Source organism: Rhizobium acaciae, from assembly GCF_025941625.1.
Taxonomy (GTDB): Bacteria; Pseudomonadota; Alphaproteobacteria; order Rhizobiales; family Rhizobiaceae; genus Rhizobium; species Rhizobium acaciae.
Map to the genome: position 1 here is coordinate 246,649 of NZ_JAPCZO010000008.1, position 20,978 is coordinate 267,626.

At 60.5% G+C, this 20,978-nt stretch carries 21 protein-coding genes and 1 tRNA gene; 5 read left to right on the forward strand and 17 right to left on the reverse strand.

Translation table 11 applies throughout. The annotated features are described in order from the left end of the window. Nucleotides 1-125 precede the first annotated feature (125 nt). Nucleotides 126-695 carry a TIGR02281 family clan AA aspartic protease gene (locus OLZ32_RS15370; RefSeq protein ID WP_003544471.1) on the forward strand — a complete coding sequence of 190 codons (570 nt, stop codon included), beginning with the start codon at nt 126-128 and terminating at the stop codon, nt 693-695. A 6-nt stretch (nt 696-701) separates the two neighbouring features. Here OLZ32_RS15370 and deoA read toward each other — a convergent pair whose 3' ends face one another. From deoA to OLZ32_RS15415, 9 genes are all read right to left on the reverse strand, one after another. Then, nucleotides 702-2,009 carry a thymidine phosphorylase gene (deoA, locus tag OLZ32_RS15375; protein ID WP_264421716.1) on the reverse strand — a complete coding sequence of 436 codons (1,308 nt, stop codon included), beginning with the start codon at nt 2,007-2,009 and terminating at the stop codon, nt 702-704. Between the two features lies 1 nt (nt 2,010). Continuing rightward, a complete protein-coding gene (gene deoC, locus OLZ32_RS15380) occupies nt 2,011-2,787 on the reverse strand; it encodes a deoxyribose-phosphate aldolase (RefSeq protein ID WP_003544466.1) in 777 nt (258 codons plus the stop codon). 115 nt (nt 2,788-2,902) lie between these two features. Further along, nucleotides 2,903-3,703, reverse strand: coding sequence for a purine-nucleoside phosphorylase (locus tag OLZ32_RS15385; RefSeq protein ID WP_017989958.1), 801 nt, complete (start codon nt 3,701-3,703; stop codon nt 2,903-2,905). Next, nucleotides 3,700-4,089, reverse strand: coding sequence for a cytidine deaminase (locus OLZ32_RS15390; RefSeq protein ID WP_017989957.1), 390 nt, complete (start codon nt 4,087-4,089; stop codon nt 3,700-3,702). Before OLZ32_RS15390 ends, OLZ32_RS15385 begins: the two co-directional genes overlap by 4 nt. A gap of 1 nt (nt 4,090) precedes the next feature. After that, nucleotides 4,091-5,062: an ABC transporter permease gene (locus OLZ32_RS15395; protein WP_011650012.1), complete on the reverse strand. Its 972-nt coding sequence runs from the start codon at nt 5,060-5,062 to the stop codon at nt 4,091-4,093. Between the two features lie 10 nt (nt 5,063-5,072). After that, the gene (locus OLZ32_RS15400; protein ID WP_017989956.1) at nt 5,073-6,176 is read right to left on the reverse strand and encodes an ABC transporter permease; all 1,104 of its coding nucleotides are present in this window, start codon (nt 6,174-6,176) and stop codon (nt 5,073-5,075) included. Between the two features lie 7 nt (nt 6,177-6,183). Further along, entirely contained in the window at nt 6,184-7,695 is a 1,512-nt protein-coding gene (locus OLZ32_RS15405) for an ABC transporter ATP-binding protein (RefSeq protein ID WP_020486828.1), read from the reverse strand. Nucleotides 7,696-7,783: 88 nt separating this feature from the next. Continuing rightward, nucleotides 7,784-8,776, reverse strand: coding sequence for a BMP family lipoprotein (locus OLZ32_RS15410; protein ID WP_011650009.1), 993 nt, complete (start codon nt 8,774-8,776; stop codon nt 7,784-7,786). 295 nt (nt 8,777-9,071) lie between these two features. Continuing rightward, nucleotides 9,072-9,389 (reverse strand): hypothetical protein, encoded by a 318-nt coding sequence (locus tag OLZ32_RS15415; protein ID WP_003544459.1) that lies wholly within the window; start codon nt 9,387-9,389, stop codon nt 9,072-9,074. Nucleotides 9,390-9,617: 228 nt separating this feature from the next. Between OLZ32_RS15415 and OLZ32_RS15420 the strand changes: the two genes are divergently transcribed. Then, nucleotides 9,618-9,707: transfer RNA gene (locus OLZ32_RS15420), tRNA-Ser, on the forward strand. Nucleotides 9,708-9,808: 101 nt separating this feature from the next. Here OLZ32_RS15420 and OLZ32_RS15425 read toward each other — a convergent pair. After that, entirely contained in the window at nt 9,809-10,285 is a 477-nt protein-coding gene (locus OLZ32_RS15425) for an Lrp/AsnC family transcriptional regulator (protein WP_264421723.1), read from the reverse strand. 41 nt (nt 10,286-10,326) lie between these two features. Here OLZ32_RS15425 and OLZ32_RS15430 point away from each other — a divergent pair, with 41 nt between their 5' ends. From OLZ32_RS15430 to OLZ32_RS15440, 3 genes are all read left to right on the forward strand, one after another. Then, on the forward strand, nt 10,327-10,947 hold the full coding sequence (locus tag OLZ32_RS15430; protein WP_264399407.1) for an RBBP9/YdeN family alpha/beta hydrolase: 621 nt from the start codon (nt 10,327-10,329) through the stop codon (nt 10,945-10,947). A 246-nt stretch (nt 10,948-11,193) separates the two neighbouring features. Beyond that, nucleotides 11,194-11,403 carry a KTSC domain-containing protein gene (locus tag OLZ32_RS15435; RefSeq protein WP_003589248.1) on the forward strand — a complete coding sequence of 70 codons (210 nt, stop codon included), beginning with the start codon at nt 11,194-11,196 and terminating at the stop codon, nt 11,401-11,403. A gap of 414 nt (nt 11,404-11,817) precedes the next feature. Continuing rightward, complete coding sequence (locus OLZ32_RS15440) at nt 11,818-12,057, forward strand: CrpP-related protein (RefSeq protein WP_003544454.1); 240 nt, start codon at nt 11,818-11,820, stop codon at nt 12,055-12,057. Here the strand turns inward: OLZ32_RS15440 and pncB are convergent. The 7 genes from pncB to OLZ32_RS15475 all read right to left on the reverse strand — a co-directional run bounded on the left by pncB (nt 12,039) and on the right by OLZ32_RS15475 (nt 20,788). Next, nucleotides 12,039-13,343: a nicotinate phosphoribosyltransferase gene (gene pncB, locus OLZ32_RS15445; RefSeq protein WP_003544452.1), complete on the reverse strand. Its 1,305-nt coding sequence runs from the start codon at nt 13,341-13,343 to the stop codon at nt 12,039-12,041. The genes OLZ32_RS15440 and pncB overlap by 19 nt on opposite strands. A gap of 187 nt (nt 13,344-13,530) precedes the next feature. Beyond that, nucleotides 13,531-13,878, reverse strand: a complete 348-nt coding sequence (locus OLZ32_RS15450; protein WP_163878907.1) for a hypothetical protein — start codon at nt 13,876-13,878, stop codon at nt 13,531-13,533. An 88-nt stretch (nt 13,879-13,966) separates the two neighbouring features. Beyond that, complete coding sequence (locus OLZ32_RS15455) at nt 13,967-14,926, reverse strand: 2-hydroxyacid dehydrogenase (protein WP_264421726.1); 960 nt, start codon at nt 14,924-14,926, stop codon at nt 13,967-13,969. Nucleotides 14,927-14,934: 8 nt separating this feature from the next. Then, nucleotides 14,935-16,572: an ABC transporter ATP-binding protein gene (locus OLZ32_RS15460; protein ID WP_264421728.1), complete on the reverse strand. Its 1,638-nt coding sequence runs from the start codon at nt 16,570-16,572 to the stop codon at nt 14,935-14,937. Then, nucleotides 16,569-17,717, reverse strand: a complete 1,149-nt coding sequence (locus OLZ32_RS15465) for an ABC transporter permease (RefSeq protein ID WP_003544444.1) — start codon at nt 17,715-17,717, stop codon at nt 16,569-16,571. Before OLZ32_RS15465 ends, OLZ32_RS15460 begins: the two co-directional genes overlap by 4 nt. Continuing rightward, nucleotides 17,717-18,805 carry a microcin C ABC transporter permease YejB gene (locus OLZ32_RS15470; RefSeq protein WP_264421730.1) on the reverse strand — a complete coding sequence of 363 codons (1,089 nt, stop codon included), beginning with the start codon at nt 18,803-18,805 and terminating at the stop codon, nt 17,717-17,719. The genes OLZ32_RS15465 and OLZ32_RS15470 overlap by 1 nt, the downstream gene beginning before the upstream one ends. Before the next feature lie 150 nt (nt 18,806-18,955). Next, nucleotides 18,956-20,788, reverse strand: a complete 1,833-nt coding sequence (locus OLZ32_RS15475; protein WP_264398613.1) for an extracellular solute-binding protein — start codon at nt 20,786-20,788, stop codon at nt 18,956-18,958. Nucleotides 20,789-20,978: the final 190 nt, after the last annotated feature.

Here is a 20,978-nt window from a genome sequence, read left to right on the forward strand (position 1 = left end):
TTTCAGCCTTCCTTTACCAAATCGAAAGACTTTACGGCCCGGAGGTTCATTCCGGGCCTTTTGTTGTCGACATTAGCAACTTATCAGCACTTGAGGTTTAGCAAGCTTGGAGCATGAGGCCCTGCATGAAGCCGGGTTTATACAGGAAGGATTTCTGTTTCATGCTCGTGCGTACCGTCCTATTCGCCAGCATCGCCGCGGTGCTCGCCACACAGGTGCCTTCCTTCTTCGGAGGCACCAGCCAGCAGCCCGCTGAAACTCTCTCCGCCAATTACGTATCGGCCGAAACCGAGCAGCCGGTCGCACCGGAGCCCGTCTACGGCAGCAATGCGATCCGCCTGCAGGCCGATGCCCAGGGCCACTATACCGGCAGCTTCAAGATCAACGGCAAGCCGGTGCAGGGCCTGATCGATACCGGCGCCACCTATGTGGCGCTCAACGAGACGCTCGCCCGCCGGCTAGGGTTTACCGCCAACCAGCTCGATTTCCGCTATGGGGTGAACACGGCAAACGGCCAGACGAAGGCCGCGCATGTGACGCTCGACCGCGTCGAGATCGGCGGTATTCGCGTACGTGAGGTCGAAGCCTTCGTCCTGAAGGACGATGCGCTGACGACGACGCTGGTCGGCATGAGCTTCCTGCAGAAGCTCGCCTCCTATTCCGTCGCCGACGGTTCGCTCAGCCTCAAGCAGTAAACCGCGTCAGATCAGGCCCACAATCACCGGTGTCAGCTCCGGCTTCTCCTCGGTAATGCAGTAGTGCGCGGCAAGTGCCGTAACTGCTCTCTCCGCCGCTGCGTCGTCGGCGGCATGAACCAGCGCGATCGGTTCGCCCGCATTCACGCGGGTACCGAGCGGCAGGAGTTCGGAGAAGCCGACGCGATGATCGATCCGGTCCGCCGGATGGCGTCTTCCGCCGCCAAGATCGATGACACTGACCCCGATACCGCGCGCATCGCAGGCGGCAAGCCAGCCGGACCGGGCGGCCGGAACAGGCTTTGCGACCGGCGCCCTGGCCAGGTATCGGTCGGGGTTTTCGATCAGATCGGCCGGGCCGCCGAGCATCGACACCATGCGCGCGAAGACCTCGGCCGCCTTTCCCGATGACAGGGCCTGACGCGCCATTCCCTCGGCTTCATCAGACGAGGCGGCAATGCCGGATTTCACCAGCATTTCGGCGGCGAAGGCGAGAACGACAGTCTCGAGCCGCGTGTCCTTTTTCCGGCCTGCCAGGAAATCCAGACAGTTGCGCATCTCGACAGCGTTGCCGGCACTATCGGCGAGCGGCTGGTTCATGTCGGTGATCAGGGCCGAGGTCTTCACGCCTGCGCCATTGGCCACCTCGACCAGCGACTGCGCCAGAATCTCCGCCTGGCCGCGATCGGCCATGAAGGCGCCATTGCCGACCTTGACGTCGAGCACCAATGTCTCGAGCCCCGCCGCAAGTTTCTTCGAGAGGATAGAGGCAGTGATGAGGGGAATGGAATCGACGGTGGCGGTCACGTCGCGCACGGCATAGAGCCTGCCGTCGGCGGGCGCCAAAGTCCCGGTCTGGCCGATGATGGCGCATCCCGCCTCCTTCACGACCTTGTGGAACAGGTCCGCGTCCGGGGTGATCATATAGCCGGGAATGGATTCGAGCTTATCCAGCGTGCCGCCGGTATGGCCGAGGCCGCGTCCAGAGATCATCGGAACGGCGAGGCCGCAGGCGGCGGCGATCGGCGCCAGCATCAGCGAAACATTGTCGCCGACGCCGCCGGTCGAATGTTTGTCGGCGATCGGGCGGTCGATATCGGCCCATTGCAGCCTGTCGCCGGAATCGGCCATCGCCAGCGTCAAGGCCACGATTTCGGTCCGCGACATGCCCTTGAACCAGACAGCCATGGCGAATGCGCCGATCTGGCCTTCCGACAATCGACCAGCAGCGAGTGCCGCGATGAAGGACCTGATATCGGCGGCGTCGAGTTCGTCGCCATCGCGCTTACGTCGGATGATCTCCTGCGGAATCATTTCAGTAGCTCGACGCCGTAGCCGGTGCGGACTGTGTTCCACTCAGAACCGCCAGGATATCGTCGAGCAGGTCGGAAGCGCCGAAGCGGAACGTCGACGGCATCGCCCAGTCCGGTGTCATGATGGTTTCGGCAAGGCTCAGATAGAGCGCGGCATCGGCCACTGAGCCGATGCCGCCGGCCGGCTTGAAACCGACCTTGCGTCCACTTTCACGAATGGCGCGGATCATGATGTCGGCGGCTTCGAGCGTGGCGTTGACGGTGACCTTGCCGGTCGACGTCTTGATGAAATCGGCGCCGGCTTCGATGGCGAGTTCGGAGGCACGGCGGATCGATGCCGCATCCTTCAACTCGCCAGTCTCGATGATGACCTTCAGAAGAACGGGACCGGTGCATTCGGCGCGCACGGCCTTGACCATGTCGGTCACCGCCTTCTCGTTGCCGGCGAGCAGCTTGCGGTATGGAATGACCAGATCGATCTCATCGGCTCCATCGGCAATCGCCTCGCGTGCTTCGGCAGCGACATCGGCCACTTCCATATCGCCGGAAGGGAGGTTGACGACGGTCGCGATACGCACGGCATGCCCGGTGCCAAGGATATTGCGGGCCTGAGCGACGAATCGCGGCCAGATGCAGATCGCAGCGCTGGTGCCGTAGGGCGTCTGCGCACGGGCGCAGAGCGCGTCGATCTGCGCCTCGGTGCAATCATCCCTCAAATTGGTGAGATCGAGAAGAGAAAGGGCGACAGCCGCCGTCTCCCGGTTGGAATGGCTATTCATCTTCGCTTCCTCTAGAGCATGATGCCGAAAAGTGTGAGCGGTTTTCGGACGACATCATGCTCTAACTCTTTAATTTAGAACAGGATTCAGATTCTAGGCCGACCCGGCCTAGAAATCATCCTCTTCCAGCCGCAATCATGTCTTTCAGGATGGCGGCGAGACGGGCGCCGCCGATGGGCGCCATGTCCTTGGTTTCTTCATGGCTGAGCTCATTGCCGGTCATGCCTGCCCCATAGTTGGTGATAACGGAGGCGGCTGCAACCCTCAGGCCCAGCATTCTTGCGATGATGACCTCGGGCACCGTCGACATGCCGACGGCATCGGCACCGAGGATGCGCGCCATGCGGATTTCGGCCGGCGTTTCGAAGCTTGGACCGGAGAACCACATATAGACACCTTGCGCCAGCTCGATTTTAAGCTTTGCCGCTGCCCTCTGCATCGCCGCGGCAAGGCCCGCATCATAGGCATTGGTCATGCCGACGAAACGGTGATCGCTTTCCTCGCCGATCAGCGGGTTCATGCCGGAATAGTTGATGTGATCGGTGATCTGCATTACCGAACCGGGCGGCATGTCGTCGCGCAGCGATCCGGCCGAATTGGTCAGGATCAGCGCTTCGACGCCGAGCGCCTTCAGCACCTCGATCGGCAGGCGCATGGCGTTGGCATCGCCCTTCTCGTAATAATGCACGCGGCCGGAGAGCATGACGACAGGCACGCCGCCGAGGCGGCCGGCGACGACTTCGCCTGCATGTCCGGAGACGGCGCTGACGGGAAAGCCCGGCAGGTCGCGATAAGGGACACGGACGGCTCCGTCCAGCTCACCGACGAGGGAGCCGAGACCAGAGCCGAGCACGATGCCGTGGCGCGGCTTGATGCCGCCGAGCAATGCGGCGAGCAGGCTGACGGTCGCCTTCATCCGAGTTCGGTCTCGAAGCTGAAGGGAAGAAGCTCTTCCATCGTCATGGTCTTCTTCACGCCCGCTTCATCGCAGAGGTAGATCTTCGTCTCCTTGGAGGCGAATTCGGAGATCTTCTGGCGGCAGCCGCCGCAGGGTGGGCAGAGCGGCAGTTTTTCGGCAATGACCGCCATTTCGACGATCTTCTTCCCGCCGCCCATGATCATGGCGCCGATCGCCGTCGGCTCGGCGCACCATCCTTGCGGGAAGGAGAGGTTTTCGATGTTGGCGCCGGTATAAACCTTGCCATCCTCGGCGCGGATCGCGGCACCGACCGGGAATTTCGAATAGGGCGCATGGGCAAAGGCCATGGCGCCGCGGGCGGCTTCGAACAGATCGTGAGACATATCAACGCTCCTTCGTATAGGGCACGCCACCGGCTTTCGGCGGGGTCGCGACGCCGATGAAGCCGGCAAGCAGGACGCAGGTGAGGACATAGGGCAGCGCCTGGAAGACCTGAACCGGCACTTCGCCGATCAGCGGCACCTGCTTGCCCTGCATGAAGTTTGCCAGCGCATCGAGGAAGCCGAAGAGCAGGCAGGCAAACATGACGGGCACCGGCTTCCACTTGGCAAAGACGAGAGCGGCGAGCGCGATGTAGCCCTTGCCGGCCGACATGTCCTTGATGAAGGCGGCGGACTGGGCGATGGCCAGATAGGTGCCGGCAAAGCCGCAGAGAATGCCGGCACACATGACGGCGCGGTAGCGCAGCCAGGCAACGGAAATACCTGCCGTATCGACCGCGCCCGGATTTTCGCCGACGGCGCGAAGGCGCAGGCCGAAACGTGTGCGGTAAAGCACCCACCAGGAAAACGGTACGGCGAGAAAGGCGAGGTAGGTGAGTATATTGTTGCCGGATATGACATTGGCATAAAGCGGGCCGATGATCGGAATGTCGCGGGCGACGTCGGCGCCCGGCAGGATGATCGGCGCAAAGCGCGAATCCGGCGCCAGCTGCGGCGTGCGCCCGCCCTGGCCGAACCATGCCTGGCCGAGCACGATGGTGATGCCGGCGATGAAGAAGTTGATCGCCACACCTGACACAATCTGGTTGCCGCGATTGGTGATCGAGGCAAAGCCGTGCACCAGGCTCAGCGCCACCGAGCAGAGGATGCCGGCACCGAGGCCGAGCCAGGCCGAATCGGTGAGATAGGCAACGCAGGCGGCGGCAAAGGCCGAGCCCAGCATCTTACCCTCGAGGCCGATATCGAAGATGCCGGCGCGTTCCGAAAACAGACCGGCAAGGGCGGTGAAGATCAGCGGGATCGACAGGCGGATGGTGGAGGCTAGAACGCTGATGAAGATGTCATAATAATCCATCGCCCGCTCCTTAACCGCGCTTGAACTGCTGATAGAGGCGCACCATCGCCGGCCGGAACATATATTCCAGCGCGCCGGCAAAGAGGATCACCAGACCCTGGATGACGAGGATCATCTCGCGGGTGATATTCGGCATTTCGAAGGAGATCCAGTCGCCGCCCTGGTAGAGGATGCCGAAGAGGATTGCCGCCAGGATGATGCCAAGCGGATGATTGCGGCCCATCAGCGATACGGCGATGCCGACGAAGCCGGCGCCGCCGACGAATCCCACCTGCAGGCGCGCGGAGGCGCCCATAACCGGATTCAGCGCCATCATGCCGGCCAGCGCGCCGGAGAGCATCATCGCGATCATCACGATTCGTACGTAGGGAATACCGGCGTATGAAGCAGCTGTCGGGCTGACGCCCAGCGTGCGCATCTCGAAGCCAAGTTTCGTGCGCCAGATTAAAAGCCAGACGACGTAGCACATAACCAGTGCAATGATGAAAGAGACATTCAACGGGGCAGCACCCAGCTTTGTCCCGAATATTTCCATCAGCCATGTTAGCTTCGGCAACTGCCCACCCTCGAGGAATGTGCGTGTTTCCGGCGCCATTTTGCCGGGCACGATCAATACGTGCACCAGCAGGTAGTTCATCAGCGAGGCGATGATGTAGTTGAACATGATCGTCGTGATGACGATATGGCTGCCGCGCTTCGCCTGAAGCCACGCCGGTATGAAGGCGGCAACCGCGCCGAAGAGTGCAGCGCCGACCACCGCAACCGGCATCGTCACATACCATGGCACGTAATTATCGAGCGAAAGCGCCACCAAAGCACAGCCGAGGCCGCCCATGTAGGCCTGGCCTTCGGAGCCGATGTTGAAGAGACCGGCATGGATTGCCACTGCGACGGAAAGGCCGGTGAAGATGAAGCTCGTCGCGTAGAACAGCGTGAAGCCGATGAATTCGCCATTGCCGAGCGCACCCTCGATCAGCAGCGACAGCGCATCGAGCGGGCTCTCGCCGATCAGCCAGACGACGAATCCGGAGATCAGGAAGGCGACGATAAGGTTCAAAATCGGGATGAGGCCGTAATTGATCCAGTTTGGCAGCGGAACGGAAGCAGTGCTCATAAAGGCCTCATGCGGCAATGCCGGCCATCATCAGGCCGAGGGTCTGTTCACCGGCATCGGGCGTCTTCTCGCCGACGACATGGCCGGCAAACATGACAAGGATACGGTCCGAAAGGGAGCGGATTTCATCGAGTTCGACGGAGACGAGTAGGATCGCCTTGCCCGCGTCGCGCATTTCGATGATACGGCGGTGGATGAATTCGATAGCGCCGATATCGACGCCACGTGTCGGTTGGCCGATGATCAGCATCTTCGGATCGCGTTCGATCTCGCGGGCGACGACGATCTTCTGCTGGTTGCCGCCGGAGAAATTCGCCGTCTTCAGACGCGGGTTTGGCGGGCGGATGTCGTATTTCTCGATCTTCTCCATCGCATCCTTGCGGATCGCTTCGAGATCGAGCAGCGGGCCTTTGCTGTAGGCCGGGCGGCGATGATAGCCGAGCACGGAATTTTCATATTCCTCGAATTTCAACACCAGGCCCATATGGTGGCGGTCCTCAGGAATATGCGCGAGGCCGAGATCACGCAGGCGGGCGGGATCAGCCTTGTCGATCGTCTGGCCGTCGAGAAGAATTTCACCGGAGGTCGGCTTGCGGATGCCGGCAATTGCCTCCAGCAATTCGGATTGGCCATTGCCGGCGACACCGGCGATGCCGACGATCTCACCGGCGCGCACGTCGAAGGAGACGTTGTCGACCATGGTGACGCCGCGATTGTCCTTCACCGTCAGGTTGCGGACAGACAGCACGGCAGATCCGGGGTTGGCCTCGCCCTTCTGCACGCGCAGCAGCACGCGGCGGCCGACCATCAGTTCGGCGAGTTCCTCCACCGTCGTCTCCGCCGTCTTGCGGGTCGCGACCATCTCGCCGCGACGCATGACCGAGACCGTATCGGTGATCGCCATGATCTCGCGCAGCTTGTGGGTGATGAGGATGATCGTCTTGCCCTGGTCGCGCAGCACCTTGAGAATGCGGAAGAGGTGATCGGCCTCCGCCGGCGTCAACACGCCGGTGGGCTCGTCGAGGATCAGGATCTCGGCGCCGCGATACATGGCTTTCAGGATCTCGACACGCTGCTGCAGGCCGACCGGGAGCTCTTCGATCAGCGCGTCCGGATCGACCTCCAGGCCATATTCCGTTTCCAGCCGCTTGAGCTCGGCGCGGGCCGAGGCAACGCCTCTCGCCAGCAGCATGCCGCCTTCGGCGCCAAGCATGATGTTCTCGAGCACCGTGAAATTATCGACCAGCATGAAGTGCTGGTGCACCATGCCGATGCCGGTGGCGATCGCCGCCTGGCTGTCGCGGATGGTGACGGGATTGCCGTTGACGCGGATCTCGCCGCTATCGGCATGGTAGAAACCGTAGATGATCGACATCAGGGTCGATTTGCCGGCGCCGTTTTCACCGATGATGCCGTGGATCGTCCCCTTGGCAACGGTCAGGTTGATGTCCTTGTTGGCATGGACGGCACCGAACTTCTTGTCGATGCCGACAAGCTCGATAGCGGGCTTATCTGTCACTGCAGGCTCCAAATAAGAAAAGGGCGTATGGCGAAAATCCCCTCCGCCATACGCCCGATCTCAATCGTCGATCACATTCGGGCGCGGATCACTTCGGGCAAGCGTTGTCCGAGGTATAATCGTGAACCTTGATGGTACCCGCGATGATATCGGCCTTGGCCTTGTCGACGGCAGCCTGCATTTCCGGCGTGATCAGCGACTTGTTGTTGTCGTCGATCGCGGCGCCGACACCATCTTCCTTGACGCCGAGCGCCTGGACGCCAGCGGTGAACTTGTCGTTCTTGGTGTCGTTGTAGGCATTGTAGACGGCGAGGTCGACGCGCTTGACCATCGAGGTCAGGACCGAGCCCGGATGCAGATGGTTCTGGTTGGAGTCGACGCCGATCGACAGCTTCTTGTTGTCGGCAGCCGTCTGCAGAACGCCGAGACCGGTGGCGCCGGCTGCCGCATAAACGACGTCAGCGCCCTGGTCGATCTGGTTCTTGGTGAGCTCACCGCCGCGGACCGGGTCGTTCCAGGCAGCGCCCGTGGTGCCGGTCATGTTCTGGAACACTTCGATATCGGCCTTGACGGAGCGTGCGCCCTGCTCGTAGCCGCATTCGAACTTGCGGATCAGCGGGATGTCCATGCCGCCGACGAAGCCAACCTTGCCGGTCTTGGAGGCCATGCCGGCGAGAACGCCGACGAGGTAGGAGCCTTCTTCTTCCTTGTAGACAACCGAGCGGACGTTCGGCTTGTCGACGACGGAGTCAACGATGATGAACTTGGTATCGGGGAATTCGGCTGCAACCTTCTCGATGGCCGAGGTCCAGGCGAAGGAAACGGCAACCACCGGATTGAACCCGCGGCTGGCGAAGTTGCGGATGGCCTGTTCGCCCTGGGTGTCGCCCGTCGGCTCGAAGTCGCGATAGGCAATGCCGGTCTCGGCCTTGAACTTCTCGGCACCGTTATAGGCCGCCTCGTTGAAGGACTTATCGAACTTCCCGCCGGTGCCGTAAACCAGCGCCGGCTTGACGTCGGCAGCAAGCGCCGTCGTCGACATGGCAGCCACGGCAAAGAGAGTGAGAAGGGATTTTTTCATTGTGCAGCCCTGTTGTTGCTATTCGTTAGGGGTCCTCCCGCAAGCCCTTTTCGGGCATGTCTGCGGAACCACCGACCTCCCCCCGGAGGCCTGGCTGCGTGCATCCTTGCATGGCTCACGGAAAAATTCACCAGAAATTTTTCAGGCGGTAAAGATTTGCAGCGATTGCCGAAAATCAGCTCTTCGGGGCTGATATTTGGACATTCTCTCCATCAGAATGCGGATTTTCTAGCCAATCCGGCGGCAAATGCCGACGCAGCAGAGGGGTGACAGCCAACCGGATTAACTGCGTTTTTTATGCGGTGAAGCGACCGGCCACCGGCGGCTTCTTGTAGCCGATCATCCACAGAAGCAGCGCGATCACCAGGAAAACGGCAAAGGCCGGCTGGAGCATCAGCCACTGGAAGATGAGGGTGTAGAAACGCGGGTGGATATAATAGGAAAGGGAGGATTGCAGTGACGTCAGCGTTGTCGGGCTGACATCCTGCCAGGCATCGGAGATCGGCGTCATCACCACGGAGGACGCCGCAACCGATTGGATCGAATCGATGGTCCCGGCAATAACGGCCGCCGCAAGCGCGACAAGACTCGCCAGACGCAACAGGAAACGCATCAATTCCTCCGACGCTCGATATGCCGGACAATTCCGGCCGGCCGCGCCATTCTCCACCTTAGAGAATTACATAGTCGTCGATGAGGTGAAGCACAATGGAGTGGCCGAGGCGAGTTTTATCGCAAGAAGTCAAAAAACTGTTAGATTTCGGTTGATCGACAAAAATTCATCGGTATATATCGCGCCGTTCCGACGATTTGCTCCTATCCGGGCGCGAACGCCAAAAAAGGACAGGTGGCCGAGTGGTTTAAGGCGCACGCCTGGAACGCGTGTGTACGTGAAAGCGTACCGTGGGTTCGAATCCCACCCTGTCCGCCATACCCTCATTCTCAATATTGATTCAAACCGTATCGAGAGCGGGACGCGGAAGCGTTTTTGGCGGCACGCTTCGATAGAACAAGCTGGTCGTCCGCACATTCTCAAGGGCGCTGAAGTAGGGCGCGTCCAATCGGTTTCGGATTCTCGCTGCGCAACACGAGAGATGTCGTCACGCCCCCAAATTGCGCAATCGTGTCAACGATCGTTTCCAGTTCTCCCGGCGACGGAACCAGCACCTTCAAAAGAAAACAGTCCTCTCCGGTGAGGCGCAATACTTCCATGACCTGCGGCATCTCCGCGAACTGTTTCAGACAGGGTTTGATATGCTCATGCGTCGTGCGCAAGCGAAGCACAGCCGTCATTCCAATTCCCAAAGCGGTGGGGTCGATACGGGCGGCGTAACCGACAATGATGCCGCGGTCTTCCAGCCGCTTGACCCGTTCTGATGCTGCCGGCTGAGAGAGCCCGACCCGTCGACCGAGTTCGGAAACCGCAATACGTCCATTTTCCTGCATCGCTTCGATAATGGCGATATCGGTTGGATCGAGCCGTACCCGATTGTTTTCCTGAAAAGCCATGGGATCACCTTGAAATCATCGGAAAGAGACGCGGTTTTCCGATGATCATTCATTCCGAAGCAAATGAAAATGCATCATTTTCATCTGCACGGATGATCAGAGGAAAAGACATGAAGGACATCATCATATTGCCGGGGATTGGCGGTTCGGGCGAGGCTCATTGGCAAACACGCTGGGAAAGGTCGAACCCGGACATGCGACGTTTTCAACCAGCCGATTGGGAAAAACCCGACCTGGCAGACTGGATTTCAGCCCTGGAGCGCGCCGTCGGCGCATCGGCAACCCCTCCCCTGCTGGTCGCCCACAGCCTTGCATGTCTGCTGGTCGCTCATTGGCAGCAGGTTTCTTCGCTTGCCGTTGCCGGAGCATTACTTGTGGCGGTTCCAGATCCGCAGTCCGCGTCATTTCCCGAGGAGGCGGCCGGATTCGCAAATCCGCCATCGCAAAAAATACGCTTCCCCACTCTGATTGTCGCAAGCGCCGATGATCCCTTCGGCACGCTCGACCATGCCCATGCGCGAGCGGATCTGTGGGGCAGCGGCCTTGTCGCGATCGGTCCTTTCGGCCATATCAACGGGCAAAGCGGCCTTGAGGACTGGGGCCAGGGAAAGGCCTTGCTAACGGCGTTTTCCGCCGGATTGGCAAAATCTGATCGGGCTTGATCTTGTTTTCGAGTTCACGATCAAATGACCCAAACAGGTCTTTGCCTGTGCTGGACGCGTCAAGACGGGGAAACGAAATGCTCCGCTCGCAAGCGTGCGTTCGAGGCTGATCGAACCTGTCGCTCCGGCCCGCGCCGCGAGGTTTAAAGCGCCCAAAGATTCCTGAATTTTTTACCATGCAGCTTCACCGCGTCTTTGCACGTTTGGGTTTATCGTCTGCCAAAGTCAAAAACAGAGGTAAAACAGGTGGAAGAACTTTCGGTAAAGTCGAAGATCATCAAATCCGTCTATTTCAGCCAGGACGACGGACGGCTCAGGATATGTTTCAAGAATGGCGAGGAGCGTCTGTTCGAAGGCGTTCCCTCCTCGGAAGCGCATGCAATGACGGTGGCGCCGTCTCCCGGCCATTATTACCTCGACCGTATCAGAACCCGGTTTCGCAGACTGGCTGCCTGAAAAACCCGAAGGATAGCTTGTGCGAAATCGGGACGAGGCCGGTGGATATTAACCGGCTGTTAGCCCTCGATATCATCCGGGTTGGATCGCCGCTGCCGGAAAGCGGCAACGTGTCGGCGCTGCCGGCTTGTTCAAGGTCGGCCAGCCGGGAGGCTCGGCGGCGGACCCCAGCCAGGAAGCCGAGCCTCCCCGTCACGGATACTCGTGGACCGCGATGGTGAAAGGCATGGCCGGCTCTCGGACGCCGCCATGCTCTGCTTGTCTGATGAAATGCCCCGGAACGGCTGCGACCTCATCATCCCCTTGAACTAGCGAATTGGGGCTAATCCTGTGAAAAACCCCAATTGCCGCATCCGGACTCGACAATGCTTTATTAGCATGATTGCATAAATCGGGATAAAGACGGGGGTAATGATGTTCGAGAATCTGCTTGAGATGCAGGAGCGTGGCGCACGGGATCGTGCGCGTGGCCGCAGCCTAGCCGACAATCCGATGTCGAAGCCGGATATCCTGCCGATCGCTGATTTTCAGGAATGGTACTCGATGTTCGACGCCTGGCGCTTCGGTTGGTCGATCGAGGATGCGATGGCGGGGCACATCAATATGCCTCGGGATAGCGGCACATTGGCCCAGACCTACACCAGAACGGTCTGATCGATCCTGTCCTCGGCGCCGAAGAATTTCAGGTAGCGTTCGACCTCGGCCGGGTCGCCGGTCGCCTTCTGCGGGTTGTCGGAGAGCTTCACCGCCGGACGGCCGTTGGCGTCGCTGACCTTGCAGACGACGGAGATCGGGTTGAGGCCGGAGATCTCGATCGGCGCGCAGCCGGAAAAATCGTTCGTCAGGTTCGTGCCCCAGCCGAAGCTCATGCGCACGCGGCCTTCGAAATGCCGGTAGGTATCGATGATGGCGTCGACATCGAGGCCGTCGGAGAAGATCAGCAGCTTCTGGCGCGGATCGCGGCCCATCTTCTTCCACCAGTCGATAATCTTCTCGCCACCTTCGATCGGCGGGGCGCTGTCCGGGCGGAACCCGGTCCAGTCGGCGACCCATTCCGGTGCGTCGCGCAGGAAAGCAGCGGTGCCGAAGGCATCGGGCAGCACGATCAGAAGGTTGCCGCCATAGAGCTTGTTCCAGTCGCGCAGGATCTTGTAGGGCGCGTTGCGCAGCTGCTCATCGGTTTCGGCTAGGGCGGCGGCCACCATCGGCAGCTCGTGGGCATTGGTGCCGACGGCCTCGAGATCGGAATCCATCGCCAGCAATACGTTGCTGGTACCGGCAAAGGCCGGGCCGATGCCTTCCTTCAGCGCCTCGACGCACCAACGCTGCCACAGGAAACTGTGGCGGCGGCGGGTGCCGAAATCGGAGATGCGCAGGCCCGGCAGTTCCTTCAGCCGTTCGACCTTCGACCACATCTTCGCCTTGGCGCGGGCATAGAGCACATCGAGGGTGAAGGGACCGAGCGCTTTCATCGCCGAGCGCGACCGCAGCTCGTTGACGATGGCGAGCGCCGGGATTTCCCACATGGTGGTTTCCTTCCACGATCCGTGGAAATCCAGCACATACTGGCCGTCCTTCTTCGACAGCTCGTATTCGGGAAGCTGGAAATTGGAAAGCCAGGCAAGGAATTCCGGTTCGAAGATCTGGGCGCGGCCATAGAAGCTGTTACCCGCAAGCCAGATCATCTCCTTTTTGGACAGTCTCAGCGTGCGGGCATGATCGAGTTGCTCGCGCAACTCGCCTTCGTCGAGCTCCTCGGCCAGACGCACCCGCTTGGTGCGGTTGATGAGGGTGAAGGAAGCGTTCACGTCCGGATAAAGCTTCCAGATCATCTGCAGCATCAAAAGCTTGTAGAAGTCGGTATCGATCAGACTGCGGATGATCGGATCGAGTTTCCAGGCGTGATTGTAGACGCGTCTTGCGATATCGGTCCTGGCCATCAAACTCCCGCCCCTGTCCACTCCGGTCAGGTGCTGCCAAAATCCTGGGGACTGCCAAGTTCCCGGCCGGCGCACAAAACCGGCTCGTGCGCCTTCTTATCGAAAAATCGGCGGCTAAAGTCCAGACAAAACAATGAACGTCCCGCCGCGGTGTGGCGGCGGGAGGTGAACATGGTTTTGCTCACGATTATTGAGCCGGCGTTGCGGGCGCCACATTCGGAGCGGCCGGCGTGGTGTTCGGCGTTTCGGTTGGAACGGCAGTACCGTTCTGCAGCGCCGGCGCGGGGGCCGGAGCAGGCTGCTGCGACTGGAGCTGCTGACCGGGCTGTTGCGGGGCAACTTCGTTTGCCTCGCGATTACCCCAGATTTCGACCGGTATCCAGACCACGAAGGCAAGCACCAGCGCGACGATCAGCACCGTCAGGATGCGATAACCCATGCGTCCCTGCCTTGCCTTCACCGGCGGGATCTGCTCTTCCTTGTGAAGCTTGCCATCCGACTTTTCCCAGCGTGTTTCCGTCTGATGGGCCATCATCGTCTCCTTCCGCTGTCTTGACGGGCCGATCCGGCCGCGAAGAATTTCCGCAGAAGAAACGGGTGGCTGTCTGGAAGGTTCCGAAAGCTCAATAGCCGGCAGCGCGGTCGACCACGAACTGCAGTGGCTCGCCGCGCTCGAAGCGGGCGATCTGCGTCTCGACATGCCGGAACAGCGCGTTTTCTTCTGAGACGGCCGCGTCGTGCGGCGTGAGGAAGACGTTCTGCAATTCCCATAGCGGGTGGTCTGATGCAAGCGGCTCCACCTCGAAAACATCGAGGGAAGCGCCGCCGAGAGTGCCGTCGCGGATGGCGGAGACGATATCGGCCTCGACCTGGCTCTTGCCTCGGCCGGCATTGATGAAGACCGGCTGTCCGAGCGCACCGTCGCGGCGCAGCTTCGCAAACAGCCCGGCGTCATAGAAACCTGATGTTTCAGGCGTCAGCGGCAGCAGGCCGACGAGGATGTCGGCCCTTGCGAGGAAGCTGTCCAACTCGCTGGCATCGAAGGTTTCGACGCCAGCGATCTGCTTGCGGCTGCGTGACCAGCCGATGACGTTGAAACCCATCACTCTCAGCTTGGCGACCGCATCCTGCCCGAGAATGCCGAGGCCCATGACACCGACTGTCACTTCCGCCGCCTCCGGCGCGATCAGCTTGGCCCACTCACGCTGCCGCTGGTGGCTATCATGGGCGTATTGCCCGCGCAAATGCATCAGGCATTGCATGACCACCCATTCGCTCATGCGGGTCGTCAGGCTGCGGTCGACGAAGCGGACGATCGGGATCTCGGGCAGGCCGTCCATGCCGATAATATGGTCGACACCGGCGCCGCCGGAGAAGATCACTTTCAGGTTCGGCGCCCGCGCGAAAAGGTCGGCATCCGGCTTCCACAGAAGCGCGTATTCGACCGCGCGGAGATCGCGTGCCCGATTGCCCGGATCGGCGAGATTGATGCTGCCGCGGTCGGCAAAGGCGGTCTTCAGCACGCGGGCGACGCCTTCGGCATTGAACTTGATGTCGACGAGAACGGGAGGAGTTGCTGGCATGATCTTCTTTATTGCTGTACGGCGGGTGTCGGCACCGCCTCGATGTTGAAAGCGGCGGCCATCAGTGCCCGGGTGTAATCGTCCTTCGGCGCGCGGAAGATGTCCGCTGACGGACCCTGTTCCACCACCTTGCCGAAACGCATGACGATGACGTCGTTGGCGAGCGCCTTCACCACCTTCAGGTCGTGGCTGATGAAGAGATAGGCGAGGTCGTGCTTCTTCTGCAGATCACGCAGGAGATCGACCACCTGCGCCTGCACGCTCATGTCGAGCGCGGAGGTCGGCTCGTCGAGCATGACGAAGCGCGGCTTCAGCACCATGGCGCGGGCGATGGCGATGCGCTGGCGCTGGCCGCCGGAGAATTCATGCGGATAACGCCAGCGGGTGAGCGGATCGAGACCCACCTCTTCCAGCGCCCAGCAGACGCGCTGGTCGCGTTCTTCTGATGTCAGGGACCGCTCATGCACTTTCAGCCCTTCGGCGACGATATCCCCGACTGACATGCGCGGGCTGAGCGAGCCATAGGGATCCTGGAAGACCACCTGCAGCTGGTTGCGCAACGGCCGCATCTCATTGAATGAATAGCCGGCTATATCCTTGCCGACAAAGGCGATCCGCCCTTCCGAGGAGATCAGCCGGGTGAGCGCCAGGCCGAGCGTGGTCTTACCCGAGCCGGACTCCCCGACGACGCCGAGCGTCTGGCCGGCGCGCAGCGAAAGATCGATGCCATCGACTGCCTTGACGTGATCGACGACGCGGCGCATCAGCCCAGCCTTGATCGGGAACCAGACGCGGATGTCCGAACCTTCCATCACCATGGGTTTCGACGGATCGGCCAATGGCGGCTCGCCGCGCGGTTCGGAGGCGAGAAGGTGCCGGGTATATTCGTGCTTCGGATTGGCGAAGACGTCCTCCACGGTTCCGGTTTCGACGATTCTGCCCTTGGTCATGACGCAGACGCGATCGGCGAATTTGCGGACGATGCCGAGATCATGAGTGATGAACAGCATCGACATGCCGTGGACGGCTTTTAACTGCCGGAGCAATTCGAGGATCTGCGCCTGTACAGTGACGTCGAGGGCGGTGGTCGGCTCGTCGGCGATCAGCAATTCCGGCCGGTTGGCGAGCGCCATGGCGATCATGACGCGCTGGCGCTGGCCACCTGACAGTTCGTGCGGATAGGCCTTCAACCGCTTCTCCGGCTCACGGATGCCGACCTGGTTCAGCAATTCCAGGACACGCTGGCGCGCCGACTGACCGGTGAGGCCTTGGTGGAGGGCGAGGATCTCGGCGATCTGCTTCTCGATCGTGTGAAGCGGATTGAGCGAGGTCATCGGCTCCTGGAAGATCATGGTGATGTCGTTGCCGCGCACTTCCCGTAGCACCCGCTCCGACGCCTTCAAGAGGTCCGTGCCCTTGAACAGGACTTCGCCGGAGGGGTGGCTTGCGGAGGGATAAGGCAGAAGCCGCAGGATCGAGTTGGCCGAGACCGACTTGCCGGAGCCGGATTCGCCGACCAGCGCCACGACCTCGCCTTTGGCGATATCGAAGGAGATATGATCGACCGCCAGCGAGGTTTCGCCGCCCTGATGAAAGGCAACCGAGAGATCGCGGACGGAAAGCAGCGGTTCTGTCATGTCACTCATTGAAACGTCTTTCTCGGGTCGAAGGCATCGCGCACAGCTTCGCCGATGAAGATCAGCAGGGAAAGCATGATCGACATGGCGAAGAAGGCCGTCAGCCCGAGCCATGGCGCCTGCAGATTGGTCTTGCCCTGCGCGATCATCTCACCGAGCGAGGGAGAGCCCGGCGGCATGCCGAAGCCGAGGAAATCGAGCGAGGTCAGCGTCGTGATCGAACCGGACAGGATGAAGGGCAGGAAGGTCAGCGTCGCGACCATCGCGTTCGGCAGCAGGTGGCGCCACATGATGGTGCGATTGTTGACGCCGAGCGCGCGGGCGGCGCGGACATATTCGAAATTGCGGGCGCGCAGGAATTCGGCGCGCACGATGCCGACGAAGCCGACCCAGGAGAAGAGCAGCATGATGCCGAGCAGCACGAAGAAGCCGGGCGGCAGGAGTGCCGCGATGATCAGCAGGATGTAGAGCACCGGCATCGACGACCAGATCTCGATGAAGCGCTGCAGCAGCAGATCCGTCCAGCCGCCGAAATAACCCTGCACCGCACCCGCCGTCACGCCGATGATCGCCGAGCAGATGGTCAGCACCAGGCCGAAAAGCACCGATATGCGGAAGCCGTAGATGACGCGCGCCAACACGTCTCGCGCCTGGTCATCGGTGCCGAGCCAGTTGAGATTGCCGAGGGTGCAGTCCGGATCATTCGCCCCTTGCGGATAACCGGCGCAACGCTCCTCCTTCGTCATCAGCCAGAAGGGAGCGGTGGGGGCCGAATGCGGAATGTTGGAATTGACCGAGCGGTAGGAATAGCGGATCGGTGGCCAGATCATCCAGCCATTGGCATTGATCTCGTCTGTTATCACCGAGGAACGATAGTCGGTTTCGGCCAGGAAGCCGCCGAACTTCTCCTCGGGGTAGTCAATGAGGACAGGAAACAGGATCTCGCCCTTGTAGGAGGCGATGATCGGCCGGTCGTTGGCGAGGAACTCGGCGAACAGGCTGAGCACGAACAACACCAGGAACAGCCACAGCGACCAGTAACCGCGACCGTTCGCCTTGAAATTCTGCCAGCGGCGGACGTTGGTCGGCGAGAGCAAGCCCTTGCGCGGCGGCTTGACGGGTGTTGCAACGACAGAATTTGCGGCGGCGTCCATCAGACATCCCTCCGCTCGAAATCGATGCGCGGATCGATCCAGGTGTAGATCAGGTCGGAAACCAGGCTGACGACGAGGCCGAGCAGCGAGAAGATGTAGAGCGTGGCGAAGACGATCGGGTAATCCCGGTTGACGACCGAGAGATAGCCGAGACGGCCGAGGCCATCGAGCGAGAAGATATTTTCGATCAACAGCGAGCCGGTGAAGAAAGCGGAAATGAAGGCGCCGGGGAAGCCGGCGATGATGATCAGCATGGCATTGCGGAAAATATGGCCGTAAAGGACCTGCCGCTCATTCAGACCCTTGGCGCGGGCGGTGACGACATACTGCTTCTTGATTTCCTCGATGAAGGAATTCTTGGTCAGCAGGGTCGTCGTCGCGAAGGCTGCAAGCGAAAGCGAGATCAGCGGCAAGGTCAGGTGCCAGAAATAGTCGAGCGGCTTCTGCCACCAGGCAAGCTCGTCGAAATTGTCGGAGACCAGGCCGCGCAACGGAAACCAGTCATAGAAGGAGCCGCCGGCGAAAAGCACGATCAGAAGAATGCCGAAGAGGAAGCTCGGGACGGCGTAGCCGACGACGATGACGCCCGACGTCCAGACGTCGAAGGTCGATCCGTCCTTGACCGCCTTGCGGATGCCGAGCGGGATGGAAATGGCATAGGAGAAGATCAGGATCCAGATGCCGAGCGAGATCGACACCGGCAGCTTCTCCTTGATGAGCTCGAGCACGGAGGTGTTGCGGAAGAAGCTTTCGCCGAAATCGAAGCGGATGTAATTCCACATCATCTCGCCAAAACGCGTCAGCGGCGGCTTGTCGAAGCCGAACTGCTTTTCGAGCTTGGCAATCAGTTCCGGATCGAGCCCCTGGGCGCCGCGATATTTCGAGCCTTCGTCGCTACCGCCTCCGCCGAGAAGATCGCCACCGCCGGACAGGCGCTGGTCGGCACTGTCGGCCTGACCGGTCAATTGGGCGATCACCTGCTCGACGGGACCGCCGGGCGCGAACTGAATGACGATGAAGGAAATCGCCATGATGCCGACGATGGTCGGAACCATCAAAAGCAGGCGGCGAAGAATATAGGCGCCCATCAGCCTTCAGCCTCCGGGAATATCTTTCTCGTCTGCCTGCCGTCCAGTCTCATGCCGCTCAATCCGCCAGCCTTCCCTTGCCGGCCCTGCCGGCTTGTCGTGATTCGCTCGTGCCATTTGGAGCCGAGGGCCCCTGCATTGCAAGCCCGCTCATTTTGCCGATGTCGACCACCAAGCATCGGGGAAGCCAAGACTGTAGGCCGGAAACTCGGCCGGATGCGTGACCGTGTTCCAATAGGCGATGTTATAGGTATCGCGGTAGAACAGCGGGATGACGTAGTGATTTGCAAGCAGGACCCGATCCATGGCCTTGATTGCTGCGATCTGCTCGTCGCGATTCGGCGCGAAGATAACCATGCGAATGAGTTCATCGACGGCCGGGTTGGCAATGCCGGCATAATTCCGAGAGCCTTGCTGGTTGACCGAGCCGGAACCCCAATAGTCGGCTTGCTCATTGCCTGGATTCATGGTCTCCGCCCAGACATTCCAGATAATATCATAGTCGAAGCTGCGTTCGCGGTTGACGGCCTGCGAGGCGTCGACTGTCCGCACTCGCGCATCTATGCCGATTTTCTTGAGATTGCTGGCATAGGGCACCGCCCAGCGCTCCAGTATCGGGCTCGACAACAGGATCTCGAAACTCATCGGCTGGCCGGTCTTGCCGTTGACCATGCGATTGCCCTTGATCTCCCAGCCGGCTTCTTTGAGAAGCGCAATTGCCTTGCGGAGGTTATCGCGGCTCTTCTGCGGATCGCCACCGACCGGATTGGCATAGGGCGTGGTGAAGATTTCTGCCGGAACCTTATCCTTCATGCCCTGCAGAATTTCCAGCTCTCTGCCCTGGGGAAGGCCTGAGGAGGCGAGTTCGGTGTTCCAGAAATAGCTGTCGATGCGTTTGTAACTATTAAAGGCCACAGTGCGGTTCAGCTCCTCAAAATCCAGACCATAGTTCAGCGCCTTGCGGACCCTGATGTCCTTGAAGAGGTCACGTCGCATGTTGGGCACGAGAGCCTGCATGATGCCGGTGGCGCGTAACGGATTTGCAACCTCCTCTTTCTTGACACGCCCTTCCTTCACCGCCGGAAAATCATATCCCGTCGCCCAGCGGGCAGCCGTGGTTTCCTGCCAGTAGTCGCTGTTGCCGGCGCGAAAGGCTTCGAACTCGACGTCCCGATCACCGAAATAGGTGTAGATGACGTTGCGGAAATTGTTCTGGCCGACATTCACATTGAGGTCCTTGCCCCAATAGTCGTCACGCAATTCATAGCGGATTGTCGCGCCCGGCGAGAAGGAAGCAATCTTGTAGGGTCCCGAACCCATCACGGGCTCGAGCGTCGTCTTTGAAATATCGCGTGGCTTGCCGTCCGGTCCCTGCCCCTCCCACCAATGTTTCGGCACCACCACCAACTGGCCGAGAATATTCGGGAGCTCCCGGTTGTTCTTCTCGTCGAAGGTGAAGGTGACGTCGCGGTCGCCGGTCTTTTCGGCCTTCGCGACGTGGCGGTAATAGTTCGCCGTGAGGGGATTTAATTCCTTCGTCTTATCCAAACTGAAGATGACATCCTCGGGCGTTACCGGCTGACCATCCGACCATTTCGCTTCCTTGCGCAGGCGGAAGGTCGCGCTCGAGACGTCGGTGGGAAAAGACAATCCCTCGGCAAGCAGACCGTAGGAGACGAGCAGCTCGTCGTCGGCGGGCTTCATCAGCGTGTCGTAAACGAGCGTCAAGCCCACTGCTGCCTGGCCTTTAGCGAGCAGCGGGTTGAAGGTGTCGAAGGCGCCGCTTGCGGAGAGGCGCAGGTCTCCGCCTTTCGGTGCATCGGGATTGACGTAGTCGAAGTGCGCAAAGCCCGGCTTGTACTTCATCTCGCTGATGACCGAGCTTCCGATCACAAACGGCTGGTCCTGAGCCGTTGCCGTCATTGGCGCCAAGGCACCCGCAAGCGACAGAAACAAACCGATCTTCGACCACAGAGCCGCCATTCACGCTTTCCCCTGATTATTGATGGGTTCGACAATACGAAAAATACGGGCGAAAAACAGGAGAGAGTTTGGTTTTTGCCGGGCGCGCGAAATTTTGAGCCATCGGCTCGCTTGAGGGCGTCACCTCTTCGAGCCGCCTTCGCAACATGCGACGCAACTCTGCGGCGATCCATCACCGCCGCTTCCCATC